We start from the raw sequence: 18,898 nt of genomic DNA, 5'->3' as shown, positions 1-18,898 counted from the left end.
TGCAGATCAGATCAACAGGCTGGCCGCGCCTTCGTGACGCAGCAGTGCCACTTTGGTCTCTACTCCGCCATCGCCGGAAAAGCCCCCCAGACCGGTCGCAGACAACACGCGATGGCACGGGATGATGACGGGTATCGGGTTGGCACCGCAGGCCTGGCCAACAGGTTGTGCAGGCTGGTCTAATTGTTTTGCGATATCGCCATAGGTTAAGGTATCGCCGAAGGGAATGGCGAACATTATATCGCAGACCTGGCGCAGAAACTCTGATCCAGCTACGGAATATGGCAGGTCGAACTGCGTTAGCCGCCCCTGATCATAAGCCCGCAATTGTGCTGCAGCTTCATTCAGCAACGGCGTATCCGGGGTGTCATCTGCTCCGCCCCACACGAGGCGCGTAATGGCCCCGTCGATCTCTTCAACGCCAAGGCGTCCAAACTGGGTATCTACGGCGATCATCGGCATGAATGCAGGCTTTCAGATCGCAACACCCTGCGCAAGCCAAGAAAAAACCCCGGCTGAAGGATCAGCCGGGGTTCAGCTCAATTCAGCGCTTCGTTGCAGCGCCCACACACGCCGGGTTGAGCGTGCAGGCCAACATCGGGCAGAATCTTCCAGCATCGCTGGCATTTGTCACCCAGGGCCTTTTCGAACACCACAGCGACGCCTTCGATTTCCGGTACACGGAAAGCTTCCGCCGGGGCCGGGTCGCCTGTGACGCTCAGGCCCGAGGTGATGCACATGTCATCGACGTCAAAGGTTGCCAGCAGATCACGGGTTTCGCTATCTTCGACATGAACAATTGGCGCTGCTTCCAGACTGGACCCAATCACCTTGTCCTGACGTTGAATTTCCAGCGCGGCCGTCACGGCGCGGCGAACACGACGGATCTTGGCCATGCCTGCCTCAAGCTCGGCATTGCGCCAATCCGCAGGTGTTTCAGGGAAGTCCACCAAATGAACCGAACTGTCGTCGCCCGGGAACCGCTCTAACCAGACCTCTTCCATGGTGAACACCAGAACCGGGGCCAACCATGTTGTCAGGCGGTGGAACAAGATATCCAAAACCGTTCGCGCAGCGCGGCGGCGTTCGCTGTCACCGTCGCAGTACAGTGCATCCTTGCGGACGTCAAAGTAGAAGGACGACAGGTCAACGGTGGCAAAGGTGAACACGGCGCTGAACACACCCTGGAAGTCGAAGGACGCATAGCCTTTGCGTACCTGCTCATCCAACTCTGCCAGACGGCTGAGCACCCAGCGTTCCAAACGCGGCATGTCCACGGGCGCAACCCGGTCTGCCTCGGTGAAGTCAGCCAATGAGCCCAGCATGAACCGCATAGTGTTGCGCAGGCGTCGATAGCTGTCGGCTGTGCCTTTCAGGATCTCTGGCCCGATCCGCTGATCGGCGGTGTAGTCGGTCTGTGCCACCCATAGGCGCAGGATGTCGGCACCGTATTGTTCGATGACCTTTTCGGGCACGATGGTATTGCCCAGCGATTTGGACATCTTGTTGCCCTTGGCATCCAGCGTAAAGCCATGGGTCACCACATTGCGATAAGGCGCACGCCCCTTGGTGCCGCAGGCCTGCAACATCGAAGAATGGAACCAACCACGGTGCTGGTCGGTGCCTTCCATGTAGACATCGGCGATACCGTCTTCGGTTCCGTCCTCTCGGTCACGCAGAACGAAAGCATGGGTTGAGCCCGAGTCAAACCACACGTCCAGAACGTCGAACACCTGATCGTAGTCATCAGGGTTGGCGATGCCATCAAGGATCTTTTCTTTGAACCCGTCGGTGTACCAGATATCCGCGCCATCCTTCTCGAACGCCGCTTTGATGCGGGCGTTGAGGTCTGCGTTGCGCAGCAGGTAACCCGCGTCGGTGGGCAAGGCGCCTTTCTTGGTGAAGCAGGTGAGCGGTACGCCCCAGGCGCGCTGGCGCGACAGAACCCAGTCCGGTCGGGCCTCGATCATGGAATACAGACGGTTGCGGCCGGTCTGCGGGGTCCACTTCACCAGCTCGTCGATCGAGCGCAGGGCCCGTTCGCGGATGGTGTCACCCATCTGGCCCATGCCATCGTCCAGCTTGCGGTCAACGGATGCAAACCATTGCGGCGTGTTGCGATAGATGATCGGAGCCTTCGAGCGCCACGAATGCGGATAGCTGTGCTTGATCTTGCCACGCGCCAGCAGCCCGCCGACCTCGGCCAGCTTGTCGATGACGGCCTTGTTGGCGTCACCCTCACCGCCCTTGCGGGACAGGATGTACTTACCTCCAAAAAACGGCAGATCGGTGCGGAAAGAGCCATCGTCCATCACGTTATAGGTGATGACCTGCTCCAACATGCCCAGATCACGGTAGAGTTCGAATTCCTCCATCCCGTGAGAGGGAGCGCAGTGAACGAACCCAGTTCCTTCGGTATCGGTCACGAACTCAGCGGCGCGGAAATCGCGGATGTCGTCCCACTCACTGTTGCCACCCTCGGCTCCAGCCAGCGGGTGAGCAAGCCCGACGCCTTCCAGCTCAGCAGCAGTTACGTCACGCACGCGGTTCCATTGATCATCGTTCAGACGCGCACGACCCAGAACATCAGCGGCCAGATTGTCGGCCAGCAGGAATTTGTCGCCAACACTTGCCCAGCACTCATCCGGCGCGCCGGTGACTTCGTACAGACCGTAAGAGATGTCCTTGCCGTAAACGACCGCCTTATTCGAAGGCATGGTCCATGGCGTCGTCGTCCAGATCACTACAAAAGCGCCATCCAGATCACCTGCGTTCACGACCTTGAACTTCACCCATATGGTGAAGCTTTCCTTGTCGTGATACTCAACCTCAGCCTCGGCCAGAGCGGTTTTCTCGATGGGCGACCACATCACGGGTTTCGAGCCTTGATAAAGCGTGCCGTTCATCAGGAATTTCATGAACTCGTCCGCGATCACTGACTCGGCATGAAAGTCCATAGTGATGTAGGGGTCGGGCCAGTTTCCGGTGATGCCCAGGCGCTTGAATTCTTCGCGCTGCACGTCGATCCAGCCCTCGGCGAACTTGCGGCACTCCTGACGGAAGTCGACAACGTTCACCTCGTCCTTGTTCTTGCCCTTCTTGCGGTATTGTTCCTCGATCTTCCATTCGATCGGCAGGCCGTGGCAATCCCATCCCGGCACATAACGCGCATCAAAACCCATCATCTGATGGGACCGCACGATCATGTCCTTGATGGTTTTGTTCAGCGCGTGGCCGATATGCAAATGGCCGTTCGCATAAGGAGGGCCATCATGCAGGGTAAAAGGCTTACGGCCCTCTTTCTCGCGCAAGCGATCGTAGACGCCGATCTCTTCCCAGCGTTCCAGCCACGCGGGCTCGCGCTTGGGCAGGCCAGCGCGCATTGGAAAATCGGTTTTGGGCAGGTTCAGCGTGTCTTTGTAATCAGGTGTTTGGGTCGTGTCGGCGCACATTGGGGGCGTCCTCAGGATGATCTTGTCGTATATGGATCGAAGCGGTCAGTGCGATAACTCAAGCACCTTTGCCCGGCGTCTCGCGATATCAGAGCGCCGGGGATATAATTCGTATAATGATGGCCAACTGGTCATGCATGGCGGGCTTATAGGACGCCCACGCCTAATGGTCCAGAGGTTCCGCCTCGTGCGGCGAATGGCGCAACGTGGCCCAGCGGTTGAGCCACGCAAGCCCCGCCAGCGCCAACCCCAGAGCGAGCAGAGAGAATACCCGGATCAACCCGCCAAGACCTGCTATGTCAATCAGAAAGACCTTGGCGACAGCAAGGCCGATCACCGCAAGACCTGCCTTGCGCATCAGACCCGACTGGCGGGCGAGTGACTGGTAAAACAGCGCCGCCCCAATCGCCAGCAGAGTGATTGTATAGGTGTAAAGCTCGGGCTGAGTGACGCCGTTGCCCTCATACATACCACCTGCGCCCTGCCAGACATGGCGGATCGTCAGACCCAACCAGATCGCCGACAAAACACCTGCAACACCAAAGCTGATCTGTTTCAGCAGAACGGGCCGAGTGACAACACGCCAGGCCGAGAAACTGATGACCAGCGCAGGCAGCAGATAGGCGATTGCAAGCGTGTTGAGGATCGGCGGACCCAGAACCGGGTCAGAAAACGGATTGAAGAGCGGATTGGCCTCAGACAAGGCCTGCGCAAGACGGATCATGCCATGCGCAGCAAAAAAGGCCGCCAGCAGGTAGCGCACATAATTCAGCTTACCCCCCAGTTCGAACCGCTGTACTTGGGCGAACGCCAGCAGCAACCAGATGATCGCCAGCAGGCCCAAACCCCAGTGGCTGTCTGTCGCACCGCCTTCTCCGAAGCTTTCCAGCCAGCGCAGCAACAGAAGCGAGAGCAATATCCCCGCAGTGGCCCATGCCGCGCTTTCCAGCAGCAGTGCAGCGACCGGGCGATTCAGAGGTTTCAACAGAACCCATCCCACGACAAATCCGATGACTGACGCGGCGTAGACCAGTGTCATTTCGGCAAGAGGAGCACTGTCGGCCCACTCCAGCCCCGGATTCAACACCAGACGCACTGTCACCGTGAAGACGCCCGCCCAGATGAACCAACTCATCGGGGGCAGTTCAAAGCGCCGATCCAGAGCAGCGGCCACAACAATCATGACCACCAAAGCCACCGTCAACGCGGCAGAGCTGAGGACGATGATGCACGCAAAACTGAGGCAGGACAGCGCGGATAAAGTCGCCAGAGCGGGACGCATCCGGTTCTCTCCGTCAATCCGCGCAAACCGTTCGGCCAGAACAACCATCACTGCACCAAGAGCGATGGCGTGCAATGCCCACGGATATGCCCCAATCACCTCGGCAGGCCGCCAACCGACCTCAAGCGCGATGGCCATGACCGGTGCGAATATGGCAGCCCCCCCAGCCCAGACCACGCCATAGCGCCCGGTCTGAAAGGATCGCCATGCCGCAAGCAATGAGATCAAAGCACCCAATATGACCAGAATCGTGACGCTCCAGGGAAAATCGGCCTCGGCAGTTTCGGCATATGTTTGGGCAAAGCGATGCAGCACCGCGCCGTCGTCCAACCCATGCACCAGAACAAACCAGATCAGTCCCAGCGCAGGCAGCACAGTCGCATCCTGCAGGGCGCGCGCGTCTTTGGCCCAGAGGATCAACGCCAATACCAGACCAGTGAGCAATGAAACACCAAGCCAGAACTCGCCGCCCGAATCCGGCCAGTGCAGGGCCAGGATCACCGACGAAACGAGAACCGCGCCAAAGGCCAGCCGGGTCGGAAATTCAGGCCATGGGTCTCCTTTCCGATGCTGGATGATCTCAGTGATCATTGGGCCTGCGTGACTTGGCCAGCTTCGCCGCGCAGGGATCGCGATGGCAATAAGCGCAAGGGCTGTGATGCAGGTCAGGTATTCGGGCTCGGTTGATGGAGACGACAGCACCAGTAGAAGCACCGCCCCATATGCGCCCGCAAGCGTCAAAACAGATATCCAAGCCCAGCGCCGGACCGTATCAATGCCCAGCCCCAACACCGCGATGATAAAGAAATAGCCATAGAGCCAGCTTGGATCATCCGAGGACCCGCCGACAACAAAGGGGGCAGCAAAGGCCCCGATCAATCCCACAGCCGCCAGCAGCGGACCGTGAAACCAGCCCAGAACTAGCCCGAACAGCGCAATGACGACCATACCAGCCAAGGCCCCCTCGGGTCCGATCAGATCATAGAGCTGACGCGCGGCCAGAACACCTCCGAACAGGGTCACCAGTCCGGCACCCGAGAAAACTGATGGGAGATAGGCGGAGGATGCTTTCTCATCATCGCCGAACCGACGACGGATCACTTCCCCTGAACCGATCAGCAGCGCACCAAAGACCAGCGCCGCGATAACCCGCGCCGTGGGGGGCAACAGGCCGTTCTCCGCCCCGTATTGCACCAGAAAAATTCCGGCCAAAGCCAGCGATAACGCCGATATGGCGTAGAACCAGTTCTCGCGCAGCCACACACCCAATGCGGCAATTCTTTCCTCACGAAAAACGATGGTTGCAGGGGGCGTGCCGGCATCCGGGGTTTGCGGTACCTCCAATTGGCTTTCATCCGAGGCAGCCGTAGTCTTTGCCGCCACCCAAGGAGCGCGTTTGACTTGGGCAGTCGTCGGCTCAGGCCTTGATGGTTTGGCCGTCTCGATGGCACCTTCCGGAAATTGCCCGGCAAGTTGCTGCTCGAGTTGATCCACACGTTTGCGCAACCGCGACTGGCCAATCAGCAGTGCGATGATCGAAACAGGAATGGCCAGAACAATCAGGCCAACGAGGACAAGCAAGGATTCCAACCGAGACCTCCAGAATGCGATGCACCAAACCTATCGTGGAGACAGGTCGGATAATAGTCTGGAAATCCGCATAGTTACCGCCCGTTGCCCTGGGTGCTTGCCTAAAACAGAATACCTGCATCAACCAGAGGATCGCCCGTGCCACGAAGAAGCCGGAATGCCTCAGGCAGAGTGTCCTGATCACGCGAAATCAGTTCTGATTATTGTGCCAACAAAGATGCAAAGCCAATTCAAACCCGCAACGCTTTCAATGACCTCAGTCCGCATTAGACAGAAACGCTGCGATATTTGGGGTCTCCGCCTTTCTGGCTAATGCTCTGTAGCGCATTGTGAAAAAGTCTGCTTCAAAAGCTTTGGCATCCAAAACCGCGCAACCTGGCTGCCCACAAAGTTATACTCACCCACCGTGATCGTCTAAGTTAGTAAAGTAGACAATTATCTTGGCATACATACTGTTTCATTTTGTTTCTAAGGTTTCGAATTTTCAGTATTGAAGATCCTGCAAAATGCTCTCCACCTCCGAAACTTAGTTCATCGCACCCCATCATCCTCGTTTTTAACTGTAAAATGACCCATAGTTTGCCCATTTTATAAGTACTTTTTGCATGCGAATCATAGCCTTAACCGAGACACATCTTCAAATGTTACTCTTTGATGTCCAGAAAATACACATAGCATGTACATTGAACCTATGTACGGTTTCTCTTGAATATTGAGCCCTCTGTTTGCGCTGATGGTTGTTTTGATGCCTTATGGGCCACGAAGTCGCCCTCTCGCATCACTGAAAATCAAAGACCAACTGCTGCGAAGTACTCAGTATCCTGATTTTTCGCCCCATTGATGCTTCTGCTTTCAATGTAACTTCGGCCGCAGCACGTGCATCTTCTCCAGCATCATGGTGCCTGAATTGAAGCCCTAACACCTCTTTGAGATTGGCCAGACCATGCCCACCATTGCCTCGTAACTCCGGCCAAGCTTGGCGAGCGATCGCAACGCTGTCTGACCATACCGACTTCAACACTTGAAGTCCCGCAAGTCGACACGCCGCGTCAAAGGCTTTCTCATCGTATCGGCTATCCGCTGATGAACACCTTGCTGCGCAGCTTGTTGGCTTCATGAATCTTGCCCTGCGCCTCAAGGCGATCAGCTTTTTCAAGATCGGCTTTTATCTGGTTTTGAGTTGTCCCAATGGGGTCTTTGATCAAGTCCCAGGTTTGGCTAGCAACCAACTTCAGCTGTTGTTGTGCTGTCTCGTCACCTGTCAGCGCAAGAGCAGAAATCTCGACCAGGTCGACTACGCCCTTTGCTGAATCCATAGGCATCTCGATGAGAGCTTCACGGGCAGCCTTCGACATCGCTTCACTTCTGTACGTCCCGAATTTCGAGGCGACGTCGAGATATTCACCGAGCGTACCGTCAGCCAGAACTTCGCGTGATCTGTAGGCCCCTTCGTAGCTTTCAAAGGCATCCTGAAGCTTGGTCAGCTCGCTACGACATTCAGCTGAAGCGCTGCCAGCGCCACAAGCGGCAGCAAAGTCTGCGTCACGTTGCAGGTCCAGTTCGTTCAGCTCTCGGAGCTTGCTGAGGTCTTCTTCGCAGCCTCCCGACTGGCATTCTTCACTCAATAGCTTGTCAACAAGATCAGAACGTAAGGCGGCTTCTGTATGTGACAGGTAATTATTCAACGCTGCGGATTGAGCAACTGCCGCCGCAGCGACAACATTGTCAGCATTGCCCCCAGATGCGAGCAGGCCTGCGACGGCACCAAATAGCTCCGCACGTTTTTGAATCTCATAGTCTGACAGCCCTGCGAGCGCAGGATCCGTACCTACAAAAATACTCTGCGCAATTCCACCTGCCGCGCCCGCCGCACAGTCCGCATCGGTGGCTTCAGCGGCGGCACAACCTGCGAGTGCATGAAGTAGCATATGACCTGCCGAGCCTTCACCACCGTTGATTGGGTTGCCATTCGCGTCAGTGAACAACCCACCGATTTCAAACCTCGCGCTGGCAGACGCCCAGCTTGAGCTGCTAGGAGTAGGTGAGTTGTTTCTAGAGCTGGTGTAACAGCTTTCCAGTTCCAGGTCGGCCGGGTTTGTCGAAACCCTTCGGCTGGCTGTCTTATTGTCCGGAGTTCCCGCAAATATCTCCACACCCGACTGTGAGGGTTCAGTCACTATGCTGTCGAACCGGTTGTCAAACGTTTCCGCTTCGATAGCGAGGCCACCGTCCGCTTCGATGCGGCCGGACTGGTTGAGGACGGTGCCATCGCGGGCAACCAGCTGCATTGTGTCACCGGACTTCAGCAGGCCGCCGCGGTTGCTCAGATCAGAGCCGCTGCGCAGTTGAAGATCGCCGCTCGCCTTGATCGTGCCCCGGTTTTCCAGATCACCACCAAAATCGAGCAGGAGATCTCCGTCAAACTCCACCTGTTCTGATGCACCGACAGACAATCCACCAGTATCCAACGTGACTGCAAGACCATCACCTGCACGCAGTTGATCAAAATGTGACGCATTCAGCCCGCCGTTCAGCGAACCCGACTGAAACTCCAGAACGGATTGACCGACCGCCAGCGCATCTGCGCCTAAGCTGGTTTGTCCGGACACCGCTACATTGGTGTTTCGCGCATTGATCTGCCCTTGGAGGTCGAGATCCCCTGCTGTCACCGAAAGATCAGCTTGTTGCCCGGAAATTAGATTGCCATCGATGATCGCCTGATCCTGAGCTGTCACCGACAGGCTTTCGACAGCTGCGATCTGGGATTCGTCGCTTGCCCGGATCTCGTCACCGGTTACCGTGACAGATTGCCCCCGTGACGATCCCGTGTGAGTAACCAACCCGTCTGTCGCCTCAATGGTCAGCTCTTCAAGCGCCTGGACCTGGCCTTCAATCCGAGCGTCATCACCGTTGAGAACCACAGACTCCGCAACCAATTCCGAACTTGCACCTGTTACGAGCTCGGTTCCGGCCGTCAGAGAAGCCATCTCAAGGGCGGCCGCCTTGCCATCGAAGGTCAGCTGTGTCAGCGCATCAACATCAATGGACTGCGCGAAGACTTCGGAGTTGCCGTCCAGCCCCACAGAGCTGCCAGTTGATGCAGCCGCAAACACCTCGCGCGCAACAATCGCGCCGGAGATGTTCAGCATCCCCGCGCTTTCCAAACGGATCGCACCGCCCGCCGCCTGACCATTGAAAATCAGGTCGCCATTGCTGGTTCTGATGTCGATCAAATCACCGCTCTCGGAGGTGATCGCACCTTCCAGAAGGATCGGACCCTGGTTGCGGACCTGGACGCGCCCGCCGGCACGGATCTGCGGTGTATGACCACCAGCAGGAGCGCCCAACGTAAGCTGCCCATCAGCCCGCTGCGCAATGTTGGTTGAGGACGCCATATCCCCATTCAGTCGCACGCCCACGCCATTTTCGGTGGCAATCAAACGGATTGCGTTGGCATACATGCCACCCAAAGCAGCGACATCCACCGCCAGAGCCGGGGCAGCCCCTTCACCGGCCTGCTCGGTGATCCCTGTTACGGCGCCGGTCTCAGGATCGTAGGACCAGTTATAGTCCACCTGATTGGCACCCGCGACGACATTGAGCTGATCCGCGCGCATCTTGCCGTAGATCGCGGCCGCTCGTGCAATCACATCGACGCGGCTGGTGTCGCTCAGACCTATCCGGTTTTCCGGGTTCAGACCTCCGGCACCGATTGTTACCGTGCCTCGGCGGACATCAAACCCTGTGAGAGCGCCATTGCCAGCAAACTGCGGTTTGCCGGTTGTCAGGGTCGCACGACCGGTGTTGATGAACCCGCAGCCGTTGCAGGTGATACCAAACTCGTTGGCGACCACAACGTCCATACGCTTCCCGGCCACCTCCAAAATACCGTTCAGCTGGGTTTGATTGCCGCCGACGACCTCGCCAATCCACAGATTAGCCTCTTGTCCCGGCGTCAAGTTTCCGTTGCCTTCAATCACACCGCCCAATTGCGTATTCGTGATCGTCGCCGAGTTGTTCAGGATCAGGTCATCCGCCTGAAAGTCGGTGTAGACATCGTGGCTGACACCCGCGCCATTCGGGGTCGAGATGTTGATTACGGCGGTGCCGTTCAGAGACTGGTCGACATGCGGACGCGGACCTGTACTTGGGTTCACAGGTTGGATGTTCTGCGCATGCAGCAGGGCGGGTTGTATCGTCAGCGCCAGCGTCAGAATTGAAGAAACGACTTTTTCAAAAACACGTCTACGCATGGACAACACTTCCCAAATTACTTTGAACGGCCAGAAATCTCATCAGAATTGCAACCTCAGACTGACATACCCAACGGTCTTGTCGGACTCGAAAGCTGGATTGGTGTTGGGTGTGGAATCCTCAGGTCGGCTTAACGCGTGCGCCACCTGCATCTGCAAAGTGACCTGACTGTTCATGATGACATCCGCACCTAGACTAACTCCTGCCAGATGGTCCTGTGACCAGCGTCGCAGCGCCGACGGCTTGATATACCCAAGATCAAGGCCAGCATTCATGCGAACCTCAAATCTGGGTGCTTTGTAAGCACCCCATTCGACAGTATTGCGGAGATAGATTCCGGTATCGCCATAAAGGCTATTGTCGTGAAAGCCCCGAACCGTGCTCCATCCGCCAATACCGAACTGCTCAATGCCGGGTAGGATATCGTCCGAGTATTGCCCGGCCAACGTACCCCGATAGGTCAAACCGCTTTTCCCAATCGGAGTAGAGAAATCAGCGCGGAGTTTTACCAGTCGGAAATCCTGATCGATGACGCTCCGTTCCGGAATGTCAGCTCCCAGCGCATCGAGTCCGGCCTTTAGGCCTATGTTCCAGAACAGCCGACCCTGCCCGATGGTGCTTTCGCCCCGAAGGCCAAGCGAGGCAACTGTGAGGCGCTGGCGCTGACTGGTGATCTCGATATCGTTGATCGAGGTTTTGGTTCTGTTCAGCTTCAGATCACCGTAGGCATAGACCTTCGATGTCTGGTTCCGCATCAACAGTCGCTCAGTCAGCAGGATCAGGTACTGGCTGCGTCCTTCTGTGACAAAGGACTGGTTGATGCCTTGAGTGATGAAGCGATAGTCGCTCGCTCCAAAATCCGCATTGAACAGCCAGTTGCCTACCGGCAAGCCCCAGTTGACAGAAACAGAATCCGAATAGCGCTCCCCGCGCTCCTCAAATGGAGTGGTGGTGATTCCGATCCGCAGCTGGTCATTGAGGTTTAACCCGTTATCGAGTCCAAATGTGCTGGTGCCTTTGATCCGGCCGGTGGACTCAAAACCGGAATTGTCGAATTGGAAATCCAAGTACCATGGGCGTCGGTCTTGCACGTCAACCTGAATGAAGGACCCACCAGGTATTTCTCCGGGCACGAGCTGGAACTGTCCGCTGGCCGACCGGGGTGCGTTAATATTCTCTAACCCCTGTTCCAGATCGCGCAGGTTCAGAAGGTCACCACGTGCATCCGCTGGCTGGCCGGTGCCGTAGACATAGCCTTCGATGCGGCCCGGCACGATGGTGATCGCCAGAGACCCGTCTGCGATATCCTGTTCCGGCACATAAGCGCGGGTCGTGATGAACCCCAGCTGCTGATAAAATGTGTTGATCTGGTTCAGCACCTCAGCGATGTCTGCTGCCGTCGCACAGGTGCCAATCAGATCGCGATAGCCTTCGGGCTCACTTTTGAATGCCTCAAAACCTTCGAGATCAATACTGCGGATCTCAAAGCAGGGGCCACCCGGGGGAGGAACATAGAGCTCCTCTCCAGCGGTCTGGTCCTGTACCACATCCTCACGTTCTTCAAATTCCCGGCGGCGTTGTTCCTGTTCTTCGGTCTGCTGGGTTTGCTGCTGAAGAATTTCGTTGCCGATGCGCTGCAAATCACCAGGCGAGACGCCTTGCGCGGAAACGGCCGTTGCTGTCAGCAGGATTGCGCTTAGACCGAGTGCTGTGGTCAGGGAGAGAGACCGCAAACCCATCAGTTGTCCCCCGCCGTTCTGAATCGATTGTATGCAGCACTGAACCCGCGCAGCGACACCGGGAAATCAATGGCCTTAGCCACCTGAGAATTCGGCCATTCTCCGCAGCAACATACTAACGGGTTCAACGGGAACTCTGTGAGGAACTACATTCAGGATGCAAGGCGGACTGCTCAAGGGAAGCCAAAGTGTGCTCGAGCTACCAAACCGGCACAAGCTTTTCTGGGAATGGCTCACCAAGTGAACAAAAAAATGCCACCGCTGGAAAAGTGCGATGGCAAATCTTTAGTGGTCAAAATTGCAATCTAAGCTGGTCAAATTGCAAACTGTTGTTGGTTTTCACAACTGTGGCGCTCCATCTGACATTACCTATCCACACATGATAAACCTTTTTAATTCAAATCACTCATATCACAGCGGCACGGTATACTGACCAAAAAATTCGTAATGAACTACCTTCTTTTCATGGAGCGACCGATTGCCTCGTCGCACCCCTTTAAAGGCAAATCCCCACTCGGTTGCTCAAGAGACCGAACCGACAATCTGAATAGAAGCGCCTTATCAATGATCCGGCGAGCCGCCGTTCGACAAAACATTACTAATAGTCAGCTGCGCGGACAAAGGGTGAATTCGCTGCAGTGGCACCAAGGTATGCAATCTCGAGTAACCGGCCGCATATGCGCGGCCGGTGTTTCGATTTTACCGATCTCTGAGGAGATTTTCAGGTCGGCTCCGCTTCACCGGTGGGTGGGATGTTCAGCCGGCCTCACCAAATCCTTTCGGTACTGGCAGATCAGACAATGTCGCTGCTCGTTTTTGTAGGGCCCGCCCGATGACCACGCGGCTGATTTCTGTCGTCCCGTCCACAATCCGCAGCATTTGTGCAAGACGGGACAAACGATCCAGTCCATAAGGCTGCAACAGCCCCATGCCGCCCAACACTTGCGTGCAGGTGTTCGCAGCCTTCACGGCGGCATCTGGCACAAACCGTTTGGCATGAGCGGCCATCAGAGGGCCTTCGGGTGTGCCAAGGGATTCTGCCGCTTTGCGATAAAGCAGCTTGGAGGCTTCAAGATCGGTTGCAACCTCGCCCAGCATCCACTGGATCCCGTCCAGATCGAGGTTCTTGCCGCCAAACATCTTGCGGTTCTTGGAATAGGACAGAGCCGTATCCAAGGCAGCTTGCATCAATCCACAGCATCCTGACGCAATCGACACACGGGCGATATCGATCGCCATGAGCGAGCCTTGCAAGCCCTGACCGATTGGCAGGATGATGTTGTCTTCGCTCACCACGACCTTGTCCATGTACATCTCGGCCAGAGGCAGGAAGTTGTAGGATGGGGTATCGTAGAGCGGACCAAAGCTGAGGCCCGGAGTGTCGGCCGGGATGGCAATCATCGCCATATCCTTGTGGCCGGGTGTGTCACTGGTTTTGACCACGGTGAAATAGATGTCAGCCTCGGTCGCCAAGCTGACCCATGCCTTCGCACCGCTGATCGTCCAAGTGCCGTCATCATTGATCACGGCGCGCGAATACATGTTTGTTGCGTCCGACCCCGATTGCGGTTCGGTCAGTGCAAAGTTCGCCAGCTTGCGGCCCGAGGTCAGATCCCGCGCCCATGTTTCCTTGAAGGTATCTGTGCCATAGCCGCAGCCCGCGAAGGTACAGATGTTATGCATCGACAGGGCAAAGGCATAGGCGCCATCGCCCAGTCCCAGTTGTTCATAGACCTGAATACCTTCTGACAGCAGCAAGCCCTGACCACCAAACTCCTCGGGGGCGTAGAGCCCCGTCAGGCCAGCGGCTCCGGCCTTGTCAGACGCATCACGGGGCCACTTCTTTGCGGCGTTCCAGGCGTCCACATTGGGCAAGATGACCTGCTCGGCATGGTCACGTGCGGCTTGGAGTATGGTGGCGAGTTTGTCTGACATTGGTCGGTCCTTTTGTGAGCGGCTCTTTTCACATGACGCCACACATCAGCAGCTGCTGAGCAGGCAGCGGGTCAAGCTTCTAGAGGAGAACCAGGTGAGAACGCCATGTATTGCGCAATATTTAGCAGGAGAAACTTCTTCACTCTATCTCGCGTGGTGACAGGGTATTGTCCAAAAGTGACAAAAAGCGCGTCTCAGATATTCGTCCTGCGATACGAACTGGGGGTGCTGCCGGTCCAGCGTTGAAAGGCCCGGTGAAAATTGGCTGCCGAGGAAAATCCGACATCAAGTGCGATGGCCTCAACGCTTTTGCGCCCCGCCTGCAGGTCGCGGATTGCGATGTCGCGCCGCAGGGCATCCTTTATGGCCTGAAACGACGTGCCATCCGAGTGTAGCCTGCGGATCAGGGTGCGCGGGGTCATGTGCATTGCGGATGCTGTCTGTGTCAAGGTCGCCGAATCCCAACCTGTCTGACCCAGATACGTGCGCACCCGCAGCGATTGGGTGTGTTCGCGGGAAGAGGTAAAAATCCAGTCTCGCGGCGCGTTTTGCAAAAACCGGTCAAGATCAGCTGTGCTTCGTGTCTGCACAGGGCCCATTACATTCGGATCAAACGCGATGGCGGTGGCGGGTTGGCCAAACCGCAGTGGTGCAGGAAAGATAATCGCGTAATCCTGATCAAAGTCCGGGCGATCAAACGCGAAATCAACGGCCTTAACCGGAACCTCATGCCCTGCCAGCCAAGACATGAGCCCGTGGGCAAGTTTGAGGATCAGCATATGTCCAAACCGCTGAAGCGGCACTTCGCCTTGTGGTTTCAGGGTAAGCACCAACGCGCCTTCAGCGTCATCCAGAACAAACTGATAATCATCCAACAGCAAGTTCCAGAAGGTCGAAAACCGGTAAAGAGCCGATGACAGAGACGTGGCCTCTCTGACAGTCGTCAGAAGGTGTTGTAGAGCCCTTGGCCGGACGGGTCTGCTCCAAAGCCCCATCATCTCATCACCGGTCTCAACTGCGGCAAGTTGATAGAGGCAAACGATCTGATCCAGCGTGACGCGACCATTCGGCGAGCGCGTATCCGCGTTCAGACCGGACCGGCTAAGCAGCGCCGCCATCTGCGCCTCTGGGCACAGGGCACGCAGCGCCGCCAGCCAGTCATCGACAAACTGGCTGGAAACCGTGGAAAGGATCGTTGGCGTAACATTGGTCATAACACGTCAGGAGGTATCACCAATTCCGGGTGACATGAAATGCGGCACATGCAGATGTCGACCTTCGCAGATGACAGAATGTCAATGTCTCAACCACATAACGCTCTGCTTGAACTCATTTCAGTGGGTTCAGGTGACTTCGAACAACGCTGCGGCCCCCATGCCTCCGCCAACACACATGGACGTAACCACGTATTTTACACCACGACGCCTCCCCTCAAGCAGAGCGTGCCCGACTTGTCTCGCGCCTGTCATACCATAGGGGTGGCCAATCGATATCGCACCGCCGTTCACGTTGTAGATTTCGGGATCGATCCCAAGATGGTCGCGGCAATACAGAACCTGGCAGGCAAAGGCTTCGTTAAGCTCCCAAAGGCCGATGTCTTCGATGCGAAGACCTGCATTCTTCAGCAGCTTTGGAATGGCATAGATCGGGCCGACACCCATCTCTTCCGGTTCGTTTCCTGCAACAGCCATGCCGCGATAAATACCTAGCGGTGTGAGGCCCCGCTGCTCAGCCATTTTGCCTTCCATGAGCACACAAGCCGAGGCACCGTCAGAAAGCTGGCTTGCGTTTCCGGCAGTGATCACGCCTCCTTCGACAACCGGGTTCAGCTGGCCAAGTGTTTCGGCCGTCGTACCCGGCCTGTTGCCTTCGTCTTTTGACAAGGTCACTTCTTCCAGGGCTTCCTCTCCGGTTTCGCGATTCTTGACCCGCTTTATCGCAGTGATCGGGACAATCTCGTCATCAAAGGCGCCAGCAGCCTGAGCCCGGGCCGTCCGACCTTGGGAAAGTGCAGCATATTCATCCTGGGCGTCACGACTGATCCCATATGCCTGCGCCACATTTTCCGCCGTCATCAGCATCGGCATATAAGCATGTTCAGATTGGGCGATAACGTTTGGATCTTTCTCATCGCCCGCCCATTTCAGATAGGCATTCTGCAGGGTGGAAATATTTTCCTGCCCGCCTGCCACGGCGACATTCTGACCATCCACAATGACCTGCTTTGCAGCCGTCGCAATGGCCATCAACCCGGAGGAACATTGCCTGTCGATCGTCTGTCCTGCCACCGTATTGGGAAGGCCCGCCGCCAGCGCCGACAAACGAGCGACATTCATGCCTGCTGTCCCCGCCGTAAGGACCGATCCGATCACGACATCTTCGATCGTACCGGGGTCCACGCCTGCACGTTCAACAGCGTGCTGAATGGCGTGCCCCATCATGGTAGGGGATTTAATGTTGTTCAGCGCACCCTTGAAGGCAACCCCAATCGGGGTTCGGGCGGTTGAGACGACAACGGCTTCTCTCATGATTTTTCCTTTTTGGCATCAAAATACGCGGTAAGTGTCACGCCCGAGGTTGCGAGTTCTTCCAACAAAGGCGCAGGCGTGAACCACATCTCGCCATAGGCGCCAAGCGACTGCCGATAGTGGTTCATGCGCCCCAGAATCTGGCTTAATCCAATCTCGTCGGCATAGTGCATTGGGCCGCCGCGCCAGTTCGGAAAGCCATAGCCATTGGCCCAGATCAGGTCGCAATCACCCGGGCGCGTTGCAATGCCCTCTTCAAGGATCAAGAAGCCCTCGTTGATCAGGGGGAACAGACAACGTTCAAGGATTTCCTGATCGTCGATTTCCCTGCGCTTCACGCCATGCAAGTCCGCCAAATGGGCACTGATTTGAACAATCTCAGGGTCTTCGACCCGTGTCCGCCCCTCGTAGACATAGCTTCCTCGCCCGGTTTTCTGACCCAGTCGGCCTAGTTCAAACAACCTGTCCTGCACAGCCTGGTATGTCGGGTCATGCGCGATTTCACTACGCCGTTCCTGACGCACGCGTGCGCCCACATCGACTCCGGCCAGATCTGCCATCGCATGAATGCCCATGGCCATGCCGAAGCCTTCAAGGACGTTATCCACCTGTTTCGGTGTCGCCCCCTCTAGAAGCAGACGGGATCCTTCGCGGAAGTATGGTTCCAGCATCCGGTTTCCAACAAAGCCGTAGCACACGCCAACCGTGACAGGGAGCTTTCGGATCTTCTTTGCGACCATGATTGCCGTTGCAATGACATCGGGAGCGGTCTTGGCGCCCCGCACCACCTCTAGCAAGCGCATGACGTTCGCCGGGCTGAAGAAATGGAGACCAATCACATCCTCCGGACGGGACGTGACCGCAGCTATTTCATCAAGATCCAACGTCGATGTGTTTGAGGCCAGTATCGCGCCGGGTTTAGCGTGCTGGCCCAACGCTTCGAAAATCTGGCGTTTGACATTCATGCTTTCAAACGCCGCTTCAATGATCAGGTCGGCCTTCGCAAGGTCTGCATAGCTAAGCGTCCCAGTGGCGTTGGCGGCGATTGCCTCTGCCCGATTGGCACTAAGCCGCCCTTTTTGGGCCGCGCGTTGGAAATGCTCCCTGACCTGATCCAGCCCCTGTTCCAGCGCAGTTTGTGTGGTTTCCAGAAGCGTGACCGGATACCCCGCCTGCAGAAAGGCGATGGCAATGCCGCGCCCCATTGTTCCGGCACCGATCACGGCGACCGATGAAATGCTACGTGGTTGGTCAGCACGGGTAACGCCGGGAACCTTGGTGCATTCACGCTCTGCAAAGAACAGATGCCGCCCCGCGCGCGATTGAGGTGTGTCGAGCAGTTCAGCGAAACCCGCCTTCTCTTGTGCCAACCCCTCGGCCAGCGGCATTTCGCACGCGGTCTCGATGGACACCAAACATCGTTCAGGGGCGACAAGGTTTTTGGACGTGTGCGCTATCTGGTCTCGGAAACCCGTCAGATATCCCTTCGGATCAGGGTGTGTGACGGTCATATCCGCACAACTGCGTTTTGGATCGCCCTCATGGCTGACACGGGTGGCAAAACCCAAAACATGCGCGCGAAAATCCTGGTTGTTTTCAAACAGTGCGTCGACCAGCCCGCAAGACAGGGCATATTCGCCTTTCACGGGATCACCCGAGAGGATCATTTGCGTTGCCGCTTCCAGCCCGGCAATCCGGGGTAGTCGCTGGGTGCCGCCGGCACCAGGCAGCAGCCCCAGTTTGATCTCAGGTAGGCCCATCACCGCATCCGGCGTGGCGACACGGTAATCACAGGCAAGCGCAATCTCCAGCGCGCCACCCATAGCGGGACCTGCTATCGCGGCGATAATAGGTTTCTTGCTGGTTTCAATCGTTACACACAGGTCTGGCAGGTCCGGCTTGTCCCAGACTGCCCCTGTACGAAACTCAGCGATGTCAGCGCCGCCGCAAAAGAGCGGCAGAGCCGAGCATAGAACGATAGCTTTGACCTGTTCATCGGCGTCCAACTCGTGGATGGCCGAGGAAAGCGCCTGCCGCATCTTCAGGCCAAGAGCGTTCACTGGCGGGGCATTCAGCTCAATGAAAGCGACACCCTCGGTGTGTTTAATGGAAATCATG

Annotated in this window: 10 protein-coding genes; all 10 read right to left on the bottom strand. The window is 56.8% G+C overall.

The window, feature by feature from the left end; all coding sequences use genetic code 11:
* Nucleotides 1-6: 6 nt before the first annotated feature.
* The 10 genes from BLU89_RS17050 to BLU89_RS17005 all read right to left on the bottom strand — a co-directional run bounded on the left by BLU89_RS17050 (nucleotide 7) and on the right by BLU89_RS17005 (nucleotide 18,897).
* Nucleotides 7-462: a methylated-DNA--[protein]-cysteine S-methyltransferase gene (locus tag BLU89_RS17050; protein WP_074738258.1), complete on the bottom strand. Its 456-nt coding sequence runs from the start codon at nucleotides 460-462 to the stop codon at nucleotides 7-9.
* A 77-nt stretch (nucleotides 463-539) separates the two neighbouring features.
* Nucleotides 540-3,452 carry an isoleucine--tRNA ligase gene (gene ileS / locus BLU89_RS17045; protein WP_074738256.1) on the bottom strand — a complete coding sequence of 971 codons (2,913 nt, stop codon included), beginning with the start codon at nucleotides 3,450-3,452 and terminating at the stop codon, nucleotides 540-542.
* Nucleotides 3,453-3,615: 163 nt separating this feature from the next.
* Complete coding sequence (locus BLU89_RS17040) at nucleotides 3,616-6,324, bottom strand: DUF2339 domain-containing protein (protein WP_074738254.1); 2,709 nt, start codon at nucleotides 6,322-6,324, stop codon at nucleotides 3,616-3,618.
* Between the two features lie 778 nt (nucleotides 6,325-7,102).
* Nucleotides 7,103-7,345, bottom strand: coding sequence for a 3'-5' exonuclease family protein (locus BLU89_RS17035; protein ID WP_245709779.1), 243 nt, complete (start codon nucleotides 7,343-7,345; stop codon nucleotides 7,103-7,105).
* A 52-nt stretch (nucleotides 7,346-7,397) separates the two neighbouring features.
* Entirely contained in the window at nucleotides 7,398-10,577 is a 3,180-nt protein-coding gene (locus tag BLU89_RS21755; protein WP_245709778.1) for a filamentous hemagglutinin N-terminal domain-containing protein, read from the bottom strand.
* A gap of 42 nt (nucleotides 10,578-10,619) precedes the next feature.
* Nucleotides 10,620-12,317, bottom strand: a complete 1,698-nt coding sequence (locus tag BLU89_RS17025; RefSeq protein ID WP_074738252.1) for a ShlB/FhaC/HecB family hemolysin secretion/activation protein — start codon at nucleotides 12,315-12,317, stop codon at nucleotides 10,620-10,622.
* A 756-nt stretch (nucleotides 12,318-13,073) separates the two neighbouring features.
* A complete protein-coding gene (locus BLU89_RS17020; RefSeq protein WP_074738250.1) occupies nucleotides 13,074-14,252 on the bottom strand; it encodes an acyl-CoA dehydrogenase family protein in 1,179 nt (392 codons plus the stop codon).
* A gap of 194 nt (nucleotides 14,253-14,446) precedes the next feature.
* Nucleotides 14,447-15,466 carry an AraC family transcriptional regulator gene (locus BLU89_RS17015; protein ID WP_074738248.1) on the bottom strand — a complete coding sequence of 340 codons (1,020 nt, stop codon included), beginning with the start codon at nucleotides 15,464-15,466 and terminating at the stop codon, nucleotides 14,447-14,449.
* 129 nt (nucleotides 15,467-15,595) lie between these two features.
* A complete protein-coding gene (locus BLU89_RS17010) occupies nucleotides 15,596-16,780 on the bottom strand; it encodes an acetyl-CoA C-acyltransferase (protein ID WP_074738246.1) in 1,185 nt (394 codons plus the stop codon).
* The gene (locus tag BLU89_RS17005) at nucleotides 16,777-18,897 is read right to left on the bottom strand and encodes a 3-hydroxyacyl-CoA dehydrogenase NAD-binding domain-containing protein (RefSeq protein ID WP_074738244.1); all 2,121 of its coding nucleotides are present in this window, start codon (nucleotides 18,895-18,897) and stop codon (nucleotides 16,777-16,779) included. The genes BLU89_RS17010 and BLU89_RS17005 overlap by 4 nt, the downstream gene beginning before the upstream one ends.
* Between the last annotated feature and the right edge of the window lies 1 nt (nucleotide 18,898).

The sequence above is a fragment of the Ruegeria halocynthiae genome (assembly GCF_900106805.1).
Taxonomy (GTDB): domain Bacteria; phylum Pseudomonadota; class Alphaproteobacteria; order Rhodobacterales; family Rhodobacteraceae; genus Ruegeria; species Ruegeria halocynthiae.
The sequence above is the reverse complement of the archived record's forward strand: the minus strand, read 5'-3'. Positions and strand labels throughout refer to the sequence as shown.

Excerpts from the sequence above, each read along its gene's own strand:
- BLU89_RS17050 (WP_074738258.1), bottom strand. The coding sequence starts at position 462 with ATGCCGATGATCGCCGTAGATACCCAGTTTGGACGCCTTGGCGTTGAA.
- ileS (WP_074738256.1), bottom strand. The coding sequence starts at position 3,452 with ATGTGCGCCGACACGACCCAAACACCTGATTACAAAGACACGCTGAAC.
- BLU89_RS21755 (WP_245709778.1), bottom strand. The coding sequence starts at position 10,577 with ATGCGTAGACGTGTTTTTGAAAAAGTCGTTTCTTCAATTCTGACGCTG.
- BLU89_RS17025 (WP_074738252.1), bottom strand. The coding sequence starts at position 12,317 with ATGGGTTTGCGGTCTCTCTCCCTGACCACAGCACTCGGTCTAAGCGCA.
- BLU89_RS17020 (WP_074738250.1), bottom strand. The coding sequence starts at position 14,252 with ATGTCAGACAAACTCGCCACCATACTCCAAGCCGCACGTGACCATGCC.
- BLU89_RS17015 (WP_074738248.1), bottom strand. The coding sequence starts at position 15,466 with ATGACCAATGTTACGCCAACGATCCTTTCCACGGTTTCCAGCCAGTTT.
- BLU89_RS17010 (WP_074738246.1), bottom strand. The coding sequence starts at position 16,780 with ATGAGAGAAGCCGTTGTCGTCTCAACCGCCCGAACCCCGATTGGGGTT.
- BLU89_RS17005 (WP_074738244.1), bottom strand. The coding sequence starts at position 18,897 with ATGATTTCCATTAAACACACCGAGGGTGTCGCTTTCATTGAGCTGAAT.